Origin of the sequence: Haliscomenobacter sp. (assembly GCF_041740695.1) — a bacterium.
In the GTDB taxonomy this organism is placed as follows: domain Bacteria; phylum Bacteroidota; class Bacteroidia; order Chitinophagales; family Saprospiraceae; genus Haliscomenobacter.
This window is the reverse complement of record NZ_JBGSLK010000135.1, coordinates 1-13,255: the sequence shown is the minus strand read 5'-3', so window position 1 is coordinate 13,255 and position 13,255 is coordinate 1. Positions and strand designations below refer to the sequence as shown.

Genomic DNA, 13,255 nt, shown 5'->3' with positions numbered 1-13,255 from the left:
GCCTCACCATGCAAAACGCCATTGACCTATACCACTCCGTCGTCATCGAAATCGCTACACCCTACTTCATCGGTACTGGCTTTTACCTGCGTGACTCCGGCATCATCGTCACCAATGAGCACATCGTACGCGACAACCGGGAAGTAGTCATTAATGGCGAGCATTTTCCCAAACAATTGGCCAAGGTTTTGTTCATTGATGAGCGGCATGATTTGGCATTTGTTGCAGCTCCAGCTGTAGATGCCCCGAGTATCAAACTGGGTGTGGACAGCCCCGTTCGGCAGGGCGATCCAGTAGTGGCGGTTGGGCATCCCTTTGGATTTAAATATTCGGCAAGTCAGGGAATTGTATCTAATACGCGGCATGAGATTGAACAGATTTTGTACATCCAGCACGATGCCGCACTCAATCCAGGAAATAGTGGAGGGCCATTGATCAATGAAAAGGGGGAAGTAGTGGGGGTCAATACGTTCAAGGTAAAAGATGGCAACAGCATTGGCATCAGTTTGCCCGTGCAGCACCTGGCCGAGGCTTTGACCGAGTTTCAAAAAGGGAATGGCCAATTGGGGGTACGTTGTCATTCCTGCAGCAATGGGGTATTCAAGTCCAACATCGAAGGGCAATATTGCCCACATTGTGGTGCCAAGTTGAGCTTGCCCGATGGTGTAGAAGAATTTGAACCCATGGGGGTAGCGGCTACCTTAGAAGAAATGATTGAACAAGCTGGGCACCAGGCACCACTTTCCCGCTCTGGCCCCAATTGTTGGACGATCACCCAAGGCAGTGCCAAAATCAACATCCATTACCACGAGGGCAATGGCATCATTACGGGCGATGCCTACCTTTGTTCGCTGCCCAAAGCCAATATTAAACCGCTCTACGAATTTTTATTGCGCCAAAACTATACGCTCGAAGGGCTTGCGCTCAGCATCAAAGACCAGGCCATCATCCTTTCACTGATCATCCACGATCGGTATTTGAATGTTGAAACGGGTTTGAAGATGTTCCAAAACCTGTTTGATCAAGCGGACCACTATGACAATGTTTTGGTGGAGGAATATGGTGCAGTATGGAGAACAGAATGAAGGGTTACTAAATCGACATATTATTACAAAGGGCACAAAGCTCGTCAACGTCTAACTTTGTGCCCTTTGTGTCCTCTTTGTTTTTCCTTTGTGATAAAAAAATGTCGCTTTGGTTCTCTTAGTGATCACTTTTCTCCAAATTCTTTCGCCAACCCATTGATCTCCTCATCACTCAATTTCCCGGTAGCCACCACTACCCTGTATTTAAAGGTCACCGACTGACCAGGCGCCAATTTGAGGTTGAGTTCATCCTTACCATTGGAAAACACCTTGGCACCCAGCGGATTTGCCGCAAACAAGCCATAGCCCCGGGCATGCCAATAGGTCGGGTATTTCAGGTTTTGCGGATGGTCGATGATACAAACGGCAATGTCTTCGTTGCCGATGCGTCCACTCAGATTCACCCATTTGCCCCGGGTACTCCACACTTTTTCCCCTTCTATGCCTTCGCTGCTGCGGTAATTTCCGGTGATGTTGGTGTTGTCCATTTTTTCTACTCGGGTTACAATCCCGTTGGCATCCACAAAATTATCGGCTGCATTGGAAGGATGCTCCAGCTCGCGGGCCAGTCGGATGGCAAAAAAACCATCTTTTACATCTTTAAAATGAACAGTGTCGCCCTGAGCAGTGAGGGTAGTGCTGCGGTCGATGATGCGCAGGTTTTGGCGGGCGTAAAAGACGAAATCAGTTTTTTCCACCAACACATGTTTACCTTTGCCGTCCGACAAATACCAGTCGGCACTCACCGCCAGGGAGCCTTTACCTTTGCCACTTTTGGTCTTGAGGATTTCCTTGTGTTTGATGGTGCCGTATTTTGAGCGGTCTTTGATGGCCGTGGAATTGTTCCAAAAGTCGTTGCCATTGACTGCTTCATAATTGAGCCAAATACCAACATGGTGGGGGTGATCCACCCGTTCACCAGCGCGCGGCATCATGGGGTAGCCACGGGTTACCATCGTACCTTGAGGGGTGTATACTGGGAAAAGCACCGGCTTTTTGAGCACCGAATCACTGGGATAGATGTAAGAAGTAAAGGGTTTTCCATCTACCAAAATGTCTACTTTACGTTCGCCCGGTTTGGACACGACGTTTACTTTTTGAGCAGAGATTTGAGTCATGGGCGTTAGACAGCAGAGGATAAAAAGCAACTTGGCAAGACTATTTTTCATGTTTTGTTTTTGAAAAAGACGTATGTAATGGCTAAAACCTGTACGGCAAGGTAAAGATTTTAGGCCTTTGCAAGTTCTAAAGGTAGATGTGCTGTATGTTGGAGTTTTTAAATAAATGCCAGAAGAGAGAATAAAAAATGGGCCACCGCAGTGCCGTTGAGTTACAACGCTCCATAAGTCGCTGCGGTAGCACACTTTTCACTTTTCACTTTTACTTTTCACTTTTACTCCCCCATCACCACATCCTCCCCCCACAAATATTTATTGAACCACTCCCAATTGTGCCACATGGCCGCCAACCTTTCCTTTGGCTTGTTGATGCCATGTCCGAAACCTTTGTACACTACCAATTTTGCCGGCACCTGATTGTCCTGCAAACCTTGCAATAACTCATATGCATTCGCAATCGGCACCCGCCGATCAAACTCCCCGTGCTGAATCAGCGTTGGCGTTTTGGCGTTTTTGATGCTCGTCATCGGTGAGGTTTTTTGGTAAATTTCCGGGTCGCTCCAGGGCGTAGCTTGCAGGTATTGGCGCGTAAAGGGGTGGATATCGGTGTTGACGTAGTAAGTCATCCAGTTGGAAATACCTGCCCCTACTGAAATGGCCTTAAAGCGGTCCGTATTGGTGGTGAGGAATGCCGAAATGTAGCCACCCTGGCTCCAGCCCATACAGCCCATGCGGTTTTCGTCCACCACACCCTTGGCAATGAGGTGATCTACCCCCGACATCACGTCCCACATATCGCCCACACCCAGGTTGCGCACGTTGAGCGAGCGGAATTTTTCGCCGTAGCCCGCCGAACCCCGGTAGTTTACCCGCAGTACTAAGGCCCCTTTTTCCAGCCATTGCAGCACCGGATAAACACTGCCCGGTACAGGCTGAGGCAGGTCAATGCCAGTTGGCCCACCGTGGATCATCACCAGCAAGGGGTATTTTTTAGCAGGATCGTAGTTTTGAGGTTTGTGGAGCACCCCTTCTATCCCTGCCCCATCTTTACTTTTCCAACGGATCACTTCACTCAGCGCCGTTTTCCAGCCCGCAATTTGTTTGCTCATCTGGGTAATTTGTACAGGCTTGAGGATGGAAACAGGCGTTTTGAAAATTTCACTGAGGGTGGTAGCACTGGAAGTGCTATAAGCCAGCATTTTGCCATCTTTGGAAAAACTGTAGCCGCCCAACACCTCGTTGCCACTGATCAAGGCCTTGTATTGCCCACTGAGGGGATCAAGCCGAAAAAGCCAGCGTTGGGTGCCTTGATAAGCAGTAAAAAATACCCCCGCAGCATTCCAGCTCAAAGCACTGATGTCTTCATCAAAATACTGGGCTACCCGATTGGGTTTCCCCCCTTGCAAATCGGCCACCAGCACTTGGTCATTTTTGTAATAAAAGGCCGTAGTATCCTCTAAATTAGTGGTGTACAGAATCTTTTTGGAATCTGGCGACCAGGCGGCAAAATTGTCCACGGATGGATTTTTCACACTGAATACAATCTTTTTACTCGCCACCTCCATCACTTCAATGTCGGAATACATTGAAAAATTGATCAAGGGATTCGGTTGCCGGGTGTAGGCGATCATTTTCCCATCTGGCGACCAATCAAAATTGCTGATGGTAAACTGGCCTTCGGTCAGGCGCACTGCTTTGGGGTAATTGATGCAATCACTTTTTTGGCCAGAATCTTTTTTCTCCTCGTAGCAAGGCATTTCGTTGGGTGCGGGGAGCAAATCTGGCTTAAATTCCAGTAGCCACAGGTGCGAAAGGCGGTATTCCGCATCATCGGCGGCCCAACCGCCATAGCGCTCTTTGCGTTTTTTTTCTTCCTTACTTTCCGGGTCTTGTTTAAACAGGGCAAATTGTTTACCATCCGGCGACCATTCAAAAGTGCCTACCCCATCCTCTTCAAAACTCACTTGTTGGGCTTCACCACCATTGGGGCGGATCACGAAGATTTGGTTTTTGTCGTTCCGGCTGCTGCTGAATGCAATCCATTTCCCATCGGGCGACCACTTGGCCGAAGTGCTGCTGCTTTTGCCGCTGCGGGTCAATTGAAAAGGCTCTTCCCCATTGCGCGCCAGCCAGATTTCGGTGTCGTAGCCATTTTCTTTCCAATCTGTACTAGTCACGGTGTAGAGAATGTGCTGACCGTCTGGAGAGAGAATCGGAGTGCCCACATTGCGCAGGGCAATCACTTGTTCGAAGCTGGTACTGGCACCTTTTTGGGCAAAAGTTTGATTGAAAAGAACAGCACTAAGTGCCAACATGAATATGGGTAAGGTGCTCTTTTTCATTGTCAGTCGGATTTATATTGAATGGAAAAAATGAGTTGATGCGCCATCATTAGCCAATCAGCACATCAACTCATTAACAAATTACAAACTCTTCAGCCAATTCCCCAGTCGATCAAACCATTTGTCCGTCGTCGTCGGATTGTTCATGCCATAGCCATGTCCGCCCTTGGGGTACAAGTGCATTTCCACCGGAATTTTGAATTTGTTCAGCGCCTGGTAAAAAGCGATGCTGTTGTCCACTTTCACTGCGCCATCATCCGCAGAATGTACCAAAAAGCTTGGTGGCGTGAGGGCAGTTACTTGTAGTTCATTGGAAAATTTAAATTGCTGTGCAGTGGTATGTTTTACCCCCAATAATTTATCCCGCGAGCCCCCGTGCGCCAACTCGTAACTGAGACTAATGACCGGATAAATCAAAACGGCAAAATCGGGTCGTACACTGGTAGTATCTTTTTCAGCAGGGTCGGCATTTTCGTAAAAATGGGTCGCTGCCGTTGCAGCGAGGTGCCCGCCTGCCGAAAAACCCATGATTCCCACTTTACGGGGATTCACCTTCCATTTAGCGGCATTTTTGCGCACCAAACGAATGGCTTGCTGGGCATCCTGCAATGGCGCAATGCTTTTGTCAATACAGGAGGTGTCCAGTGGCATGCGGTATTTGAGCACAAATGCAGCCACGCCAATGGCATTAAAAGCTTTGGCAACATCAAAACCTTCATGATCAATAGCGGTACCCGAATAGCCACCACCGGGACAAATCACGACCCCTTTCCCATTGGGCTTTTGGGGGATATACACTGTCAGAGTAGGTTCAGTAGTGCCAATTATAAAACGGGTGCCATTGGGCCGCTTGTCTACACGTTCCTTCGCCGCAGTGGGCTTGGAATTGGGAATCGGACCGGGATAAAGTGGAATTTCAGTAGGTGTTTGTGCGCTTGACATAACACTGATTAAGTTGAGCAAAATTCCAATTTGAAAGATCTTTAGCATGATGCAGGTGGTTTAAATGCTTATTGTTTGTCTGAAATTAAAGGTAAAATACAACCTCCAGCCTGAAAGCTTACGACAAAACATAAATTAATTGTACTGAATCCCAAAAATCTCCTACCTTTGCAAACGAACATTCATTCGTATTACTCAGTCCTTGACCAAATAGAACCAAAACATGTCTACCAAGCTCCACAATTACTTACAGGGAGCCTGGGTGCCCCATGATGGAGTGGGTATCCCTCAATTCGATGCCATCGATGGTACACTCATTAGTACTTGCGGGAGTGAAGGATTGGACTACAGTGCCATCCTCCACTACGCCCGCAAAGTGGGTGGACCTGCCTTGCGCAAAATGAGCTTCCAGGAGCGCGGGCGGATGCTCAAAGCCCTGGCCTTATTCCTCAATGAACACAAAGAAAAGTACTATACACTAAGTTACCGTAGCGGGGCCACCCGGGCGGATAGTTGGATTGACATTGATGGGGGCATCAGCACCCTGTTTGCCTATGCCAGCCTGCGGCGCAAGTTGCCCGATACCCGCTGGTACCTGGATGGCGAAGCCGCTAAATTATCAAAAGAAGGTAGTTTTATCGGCCACCACCTCATGGTGCCCAAACATGGGGTAGCCATCCACATCAACGCCTTCAATTTTCCCATCTGGGGCCTATTGGAAAAACTCTCGGCTAATCTATTGGCAGGAATGCCCGCCGTAGTCAAACCCTCTGAAGTTACTTCGTACCTCAGCGAAATTATGGTGCGCGACATCGTTACTTCTGGCATTTTACCCGCAGGCGCAGTGCAATTGGTATGTGGCAGCGGGGTAGGTATTCTTGATGACTTGTGTGAACAGGACGTTGTCACTTTCACCGGTTCGGCGTCAACTGGCCAACAATTGCGGGCCTTACCCAGTATCATCCAGCACAGTGTTCCTTTCAATATGGAGTCCGATAGCCTCAATGCCATTGTATTGGGGCCAGATGTTGAACCCGGCAGCCCCGATTTCGACCTGTTCCTCAAAGAAATTCGCCGCGAAATGACGGCCAAAACCGGTCAAAAATGTACCGCCATTCGCCGCATTTTTGTCCCTGGGGACCGGATTGAAGCGGTCCAAAATGCCTTGTCCAAAATGCTGGCCCAAACCACCCTGGGTGATCCACGCACGGAAGGGGTACGTATGGGCGCCTTGGTCAGCAAAACCCAACAGCAGGAAGTCCGCCAGCAGGTAGAAAAACTGCTCCAAAACTCCACCTTAGCCTTCGGCAACCTGGATCAGTTTGAAGTACTCGGCGCAGATAAAGCCAAAGGGGCCTTTTTTGCCCCCATCCTCTTGCGCAACGATCAACCCTCGAAATACACCAATACCCACCAAATTGAAGCTTTTGGCCCCGTGAGTACCTTAATGCCTTACCACGATTTGGCGGAGGCCATTGAATTGGTCAATCTGGGAAAAGGTTCATTGGTCAGTACCATTGCCACGGCCGATCCTCGTTTTGCACAAGAGTACGTCATGGAGGCTGCACCGTATCACGGGCGCATCCTGATCCTCAATGAGGCTAGCGCGAAAGAGAGCACGGGGCATGGATCACCAATGCCCTTGTTGGCGCACGGTGGCCCGGGTCGGGCGGGTGGCGGCGAAGAACTGGGCGGTTTACGGGGCATCAAACACTACCTGCAACGCACTGCCATCCAGGGGCATCCAACCATGCTGGGCCAAATCACCGAAGTATACCAGGTAGGCGGGGCTCAACCCGAGGCCGAAATTCACCCCTTCCGCAAATACTTCGAAGACCTACTGATCGGCGAAACCTTGAGTACCCACAAACACACCGTCACGGAGAGCGACATCATCAATTTTGCCAACCTGACTGGGGATCATTTTTATGCCCATGTGGACGAAACTGCCCTGGAGGGAACTCCCTTTGAGCGCCGGGTCGCCCACGGTTATTGGATTCTTTCCAAAGCAGCGGGGATGTTTGTGGAGCCGCGTAAAGGGCCAGTTTTGCTCAACTACGGCTTAGAAGAATGCCGTTTCACCAAGCCCGTTTACCCCGGCATGACCATCGGGGTGCGCTTGACCGTGAAAGAAAAAATCGCTCAGGAGCAGCGCGATGAGAACGATGTGCCCAAAGGAATCGTTAAATGGTTGGTAGAAGTATTTGACCAAACCAATGAGACGGTGGCCATTGCCACCATTCTCACCATGGTCAGGAAAAAAGTTGAGGAAGGTTGAGAAAGTTGAGAAGGTTTAGGCTACCGCAAGCTCACACTTCTCACTGACACTTTCACACCCACTCAACCTTCTAAACTTCCCTAAACCTCCTCAACCATAAAAACGTATGTCAACAACGATTCAATCCGGCCAGGTGGGCTATCATGTCGAAAACGGAATTGGGGTCATCAGTTTTCATCACCCAGCTCATAATTCCATGCCCAGCCCCCTGCTGCAAATACTGGGTGAAACCATTGAGCAAGCCAGTCAGGATCCCGCTACAACAGTCATCATCCTGAAAAGTGCGGGTGACCGTACTTTTTGTGCAGGAGCCAGTTTTGATGAATTGGCTGCCATTGAAGATTTTGCCACTGGGAAACGCTTTTTCACGGGCTTTGCCAAAGTCATCAATGCCCTGCGCAAAAGTCCCAAACTGGTGATTGGTCGCATCCAGGGCAAAGCGGTTGGCGGTGGCGTAGGTCTTGCCGCAGCTTGTGACTACTGTCTGGCTACTCAGGATGCGGCAGTCAAACTAAGCGAACTGGCGGTAGGCATTGGCCCTTTTGTGGTCGGGCCTGCGGTAGAACGCAAAATAGGTACCTCGGCTTTTTCCCAAATGGCCATCAACGCCACCGAATGGTACTCCGCCCACTGGGCGATGGAACGTGGGTTGTTCGCCAACGTTTACCCCAGCATCGCAGAACTGGATCAAGGGGTACATGCCCTGGCGCTCAACCTGGCCCAATCCAGCCCCGAAGCCATGCGCGAGTTGAAAGCCATTTTTTGGGAAGGAACCAGTCATTGGGATCAATTTTTGGAAGAACGGGCCGCCATTAGTGGCAGATTGGTGCTGACTGAATATGCTAAACGAGCAATTAAAAAATAATGGTTGAGGAGGTTGAGAAGGTTTAGGGAGGTTTAGGCTGCCGCAGCAATGTTGACAATGACACTTACGGCAGCCTAAACCTCCCTAAACCTTCCTCAACCTCTCTAAACCATACCCTTAAACCATGACCATTATTAAAACCAAATTATCCATACCGTCCAAAACCCTGCTTGAAGCCTTTCGACTGATGGCTACCGCCAAAAGTATGTCGGACCTGTACGAAGAAAACTTCAAGCTAGTGTCCAAATACGTCCACGCTACCTCACGCGGGCACGAAGCCGTGCAATTGGCGCTGGGCATGCAAATGTTGCCCCAAGATTATTTGTTTCCTTATTATCGGGATGATGCCATGTTGTTGAGCATCGGGATGCGGCCTTATGAACTGATGTTGCAATTGTTGGCCAAACGCGACGACCCTTTTTCCGGTGGGCGCACCTATTATGCTCACCCCAGTTTGAGAGACGCCGACAAACCCAAAATCCCACACCAATCCTCCGCCACGGGGATGCAAGCCATTCCTGCTACTGGTGTTGCACTGGGTTTTTGGTACAAGGAATCCCGCGCCTTGACCAAGGATTACCCCATTGATAAACCCATCGTCGTGTGCTCGCTCGGCGATGCCTCCATGACCGAGGGCGAGGTGTCGGAAGCCATGCAAATGGCGGTGTTAAAAAAACTGCCCATCCTCTACCTGGTGCAAGACAATGGCTGGGACATTTCCGCCAGCGCTGCCGAGGTTCGAGCCCAAAGTGCGGCTGAATACGCGGCCGGATTTAAAGGCCTGGAAACCCGCAGCATTGGCGGCAACGATTTTTTTGAATGTTACGAAACCCTACGGGAGGTCATCAATACGATCCGCAAGGAACGGCGGCCTTTTTTGGTGCATGCGGAAGTACCGCTCTTGAGTCACCATACCTCCGGCGTGCGCAAGGAATGGTACCGCGACGATATGGATTACCACCTTACTCGTGATCCTTTCCCCTTGTTTTGGAAGCACCTGCTCGAAGAGGGTGTGGCGAGTGCGGATGAACTGGAAAGCATCCATCAACAAGCTCAGGCCCAAGTCAGGGCTGATTTTGCAGCGGCCCAGGAAGCGGAAGATCCCGCACCTGGTGAATTGTATTTGCACGATTTTGCCCCCACTCCCGTTACTGCTGAAAAAGGCCAACGCCAACCGGCCCAGGGCGAAGAAAGCCTCATGGTGGACTGCGCCCTGCACGCCGTAGAGGAACTGCTGCAAAAATACCCCGAGTGCCTCCTGTACGGGCAGGACGTGGGCATGCGCTTGGGTGGCGTGTTCCGCGAAGCGGCCACCTTGGCCCAAAAATTTGGCAAAGAACGCGTGTTCAATACGCCCATTCAGGAAGCTTTCATTGTAGGTAGTACGGTAGGGATGTCGGCATTGGGGCTCAAACCCATCGTGGAAGTGCAATTCGCCGATTACATCTGGCCGGGGCTCAATCAATTGTTCACCGAAGTCAGCCGCTCTTGTTACCTCTCTAATGGCAAATGGCCAGTGAGTTGTGTGATTCGAATTCCAGTTGGTGCATATGGTAGCGGTGGCCCCTACCACAGCTCCAGTGTCGAATCGGTACTGAGCAACATCCGGGGCATCAAAATTGCCTACCCCAGCAATGGTGCCGACATGAAGGGCCTGATGAAAGCGGCCTACCACGATCCCAACCCGGTAATCGTACTGGAACACAAGGGCTTGTATTGGTCCAAAGTAAAAGGCACCGAAGCGGCCAAGGTCATTGAGCCGGATGTTGAGTACATAGTTCCTCTGGGCAAAGCCCGACTGGCTCTGGAAGCCAGCGCCTCAAGCAATACCCTCTTTGTGGTTACCTACGGTATGGGGGTACACTGGGCCTTGAACGCCGCCAAAAGCTACCCTGGCCGCATCGAAATCCTCGACCTGCGGAGCATCGCTCCACTGGATGAGGAAGCGATTTATACTGGGGCTAAAAAACATGGACGAGTGTTGGTGATTACCGAAGAGCCAGTGAATTGCAGCTTTGCTCAAAGTATTGCTGCGCGGATTCAACAGCACTGCTTCAAGTTCCTGGATGCGCCCGTGGTTACGATTGGCGCTGCGAACGTTCCAGCGATCCCGCTGAGTGAGGTGTTGGAAAGGGAGATGTTGTTATCGGCGGAGAAGGTGGCTGTGGAGATGGAGAAGGTGTTGGGGTATTGAGTATTTTGCAGGATCAAACCAGCATTTTATTGGCAATTGGGGCTGATTGTATTTGCAGCAATCATTGACCTGAGTCGACAATAGTGGCCCACACTTATTCAATAAGTTAACATGAAATTTGACTTAATTGATTTTTTTACCGCAGAGTTTCGCAGAGTAAGCACGGAGTTTCGCAGAGTTTTATTAGTTTTTAAAAGTTTCGCCACCTCCGGTGGCCGGAGGTCGAGTACGATTAGAATTTGATTGTTTGGCATTAGTGTTTATTCAAGGCGTCTCTGAGTAATCTTAGCCACCGAAGGTGTCCTAAACTCTGCGAAACTCCGTGCTTACTCAGCGAAACTCTGCGGTAAAAAATGTTTTGGGTGATTGGGACTCAGGAACCCTGGAACCTGCTTTACCTACTCATACGACACAATCGTCGTAATGTAACTCCCGGGGTACCCCAACCTTTCCAACTCTGCCTTCAGGCGCTCCGCCTCTGCTCTGCTCTTAAAGGTCTTTTTAGACTCTACAATCCACACTTGCTCACAGGGCTGATAACGAGCGGCCAGACTATTGTGAAAATGGTAATTGCGGGGGTCGGTATCTTTGAGTACAGCCACCTGCACTCGGTATTCTAGTCCGGTTTTGGTATTAAACACAGGAAGGGCCTTGGGTTTGGCTTTGGCATCGTAAGCGCTAGGTAAGTTGTCACAGTAAACCGGTTTCGCTTTGACCGGACTTTGCGCAAAACCTTTTAGACCAAAAACCAAAATACATAGGATTGGGAGTAGGAATTTTCCAAACATGGTTCACACTTTAGATTATGATTAAACAGTTGCATTTTCTTGCATGTAAAATAAAAGAACTCACAGCGATTTTGACGTAAAAACGCCAAAAAGTAGCTACATTTCCAACTCAAACAGACTGAATAAGTCATTTTCACACAAACTACTTTGTTTTCAAAATTTTTAGTCATGCTCAAAAAATTGCCCTACCTATGCCTGCTACTGGTGCTGAGCTGGAGTTGTTCACCCAAGGTAGCCCTTAAAAACCAATCGGATGAAGCCACACGTGCTTTAGCCGACCAATTGGCCCACAAGTACATCATCATTGATGGACACGTAGATTTGCCTTACCGCCTCAAAGTGACCAATTTTCAGTTGACCCGCCAATACATCGGGATTCCGGTGGAAACCAAGGAAGGTGACTTCGATTATGTGCGCGCCAAAAAAGGTGGCCTGAGTTGCCCCTTCATGTCGATTTACATCCCTTCGTCCTACCAGCTCAATGGCAAGGCGAAGCTCCTCGCTGACTCCCTGATCGATATGGTCACTGGCATTGCCCGCGAGATTCCCGACAAGTTTAAGATCGCCCTCTCACCTGCTGAAGTGGAAGCCAATTTTAAACAGGGTCTAATTTCAATGCCAATGGGTATGGAGAACGGCGCCCCCATGATGGACGACCTCGCCAATGTGGCCTATTTCCACCGCCGGGGTATTCGCTACATCACCCTCACCCACGGCAAGGACAACCAGATTTGTGATTCCTCTTACGATACGACGGGTACCTGGAACGGCCTAAGCCCTTTTGGCGAAAAAGTGGTACAGGAAATGAACCGGGTAGGCATCATGGTGGATGTGTCGCATATTTCGGATAGTTCCTTTTTTGACGTGGTCAAACTGAGCAAGATCCCCGTCATCGCCTCCCACTCTTCCTGCCGCAAGTTCACTCCAGGCTGGCAGCGCAACATGAGTGATGATCAATTAAAGGCTTTGGCCAAAAACGGTGGCGTCATCCAAATCAATTTTGGCTCCACCTTTCTGGATTCCAAAATCCCGGAATACAACAACAAAAAACGCGATGAACTCAACGATATCCTGAAAAAAGCAGGCCTTAAGGATTCTGACGCAGCTGCCAAACCACTCATTGAGGAGTTTGGTAAAAAGAACCCCAAGTTGTACGCTGACGTAAAAACGGTAGCCGATCACATTGATCACGTGGTGAAACTGATCGGAATTGACCATGTTGGTATCGGCTCTGACTTTGACGGCGTAGGCGACTCCCTACCTACCGGACTCAAAGACGTATCACAATACCCCAATCTGATTTTTGAATTATTGAAACGCGGCTACAACGAAGAAGACATCGCTAAAATTTGTTCCAAAAACGTGCTTCGCGTATGGAAGGCCGTGGAGAAAGCAGCGAGTAAAAGTTAATAAAAAAGACCCGGCCGAAACCGGGTTCCAAAGATTGCTTGACCTTTATTACAATTTCCATAGTGCAAAAATGCAAAGTGCCTTGACGCGAATCAAGGCACTTTGTCTTTGGAATGACCAGCCCAAATTTGGGTTATTGAAATTAAGGTTTAGGGAGGTTGAGGAAGGTTTAGGCTACCGCGAGCGATTTTGACAATGTTCTTCTCTAAGTCGCTCGCGGTAGCCTAAACCTT

General features: G+C 49.5%; 9 protein-coding genes. 5 read left to right on the top strand and 4 right to left on the bottom strand.

Annotated features, from left to right (window positions below):
• Positions 1–8 precede the first annotated feature (8 nt).
• Complete coding sequence (locus tag ACEW9O_RS27390) at positions 9–1,085, top strand: trypsin-like peptidase domain-containing protein (RefSeq protein WP_373553421.1); 1,077 nt, start codon at positions 9–11, stop codon at positions 1,083–1,085.
• Positions 1,086–1,210: 125 nt separating this feature from the next.
• Here the strand turns inward: ACEW9O_RS27390 and ACEW9O_RS27385 are convergent, their stop codons facing one another.
• The 3 genes from ACEW9O_RS27385 to ACEW9O_RS27375 form a co-directional block, all read right to left on the bottom strand.
• Entirely contained in the window at positions 1,211–2,254 is a 1,044-nt protein-coding gene (locus tag ACEW9O_RS27385; RefSeq protein ID WP_373553420.1) for a PmoA family protein, read from the bottom strand.
• 224 nt (positions 2,255–2,478) lie between these two features.
• The gene (locus ACEW9O_RS27380; RefSeq protein WP_373553419.1) at positions 2,479–4,545 is read right to left on the bottom strand and encodes a prolyl oligopeptidase family serine peptidase; all 2,067 of its coding nucleotides are present in this window, start codon (positions 4,543–4,545) and stop codon (positions 2,479–2,481) included.
• Positions 4,546–4,626: 81 nt separating this feature from the next.
• Complete coding sequence (locus ACEW9O_RS27375) at positions 4,627–5,535, bottom strand: alpha/beta hydrolase (protein WP_373553418.1); 909 nt, start codon at positions 5,533–5,535, stop codon at positions 4,627–4,629.
• Positions 5,536–5,710: 175 nt separating this feature from the next.
• Between ACEW9O_RS27375 and paaZ the strand changes: the two genes are divergently transcribed.
• The 3 genes from paaZ to ACEW9O_RS27360 all read left to right on the top strand — a co-directional run bounded on the left by paaZ (position 5,711) and on the right by ACEW9O_RS27360 (position 10,824).
• On the top strand, positions 5,711–7,765 hold the full coding sequence (gene paaZ / locus ACEW9O_RS27370; protein WP_373553417.1) for a phenylacetic acid degradation bifunctional protein PaaZ: 2,055 nt from the start codon (positions 5,711–5,713) through the stop codon (positions 7,763–7,765).
• A 106-nt stretch (positions 7,766–7,871) separates the two neighbouring features.
• The gene (locus ACEW9O_RS27365; RefSeq protein ID WP_373553416.1) at positions 7,872–8,630 is read left to right on the top strand and encodes an enoyl-CoA hydratase/isomerase family protein; all 759 of its coding nucleotides are present in this window, start codon (positions 7,872–7,874) and stop codon (positions 8,628–8,630) included.
• Between the two features lie 124 nt (positions 8,631–8,754).
• Positions 8,755–10,824 (top strand): thiamine pyrophosphate-dependent enzyme, encoded by a 2,070-nt coding sequence (locus ACEW9O_RS27360; protein WP_373553415.1) that lies wholly within the window; start codon positions 8,755–8,757, stop codon positions 10,822–10,824.
• A gap of 398 nt (positions 10,825–11,222) precedes the next feature.
• Here ACEW9O_RS27360 and ACEW9O_RS27355 read toward each other — a convergent pair whose 3' ends face one another.
• A complete protein-coding gene (locus ACEW9O_RS27355; RefSeq protein ID WP_373553414.1) occupies positions 11,223–11,612 on the bottom strand; it encodes a hypothetical protein in 390 nt (129 codons plus the stop codon).
• Positions 11,613–11,780: 168 nt separating this feature from the next.
• On the opposite strand from ACEW9O_RS27355, the gene ACEW9O_RS27350 reads away from it, so the two are divergent.
• A complete protein-coding gene (locus tag ACEW9O_RS27350) occupies positions 11,781–13,022 on the top strand; it encodes a dipeptidase (RefSeq protein WP_373553413.1) in 1,242 nt (413 codons plus the stop codon).
• Positions 13,023–13,255 lie beyond the last annotated feature (233 nt).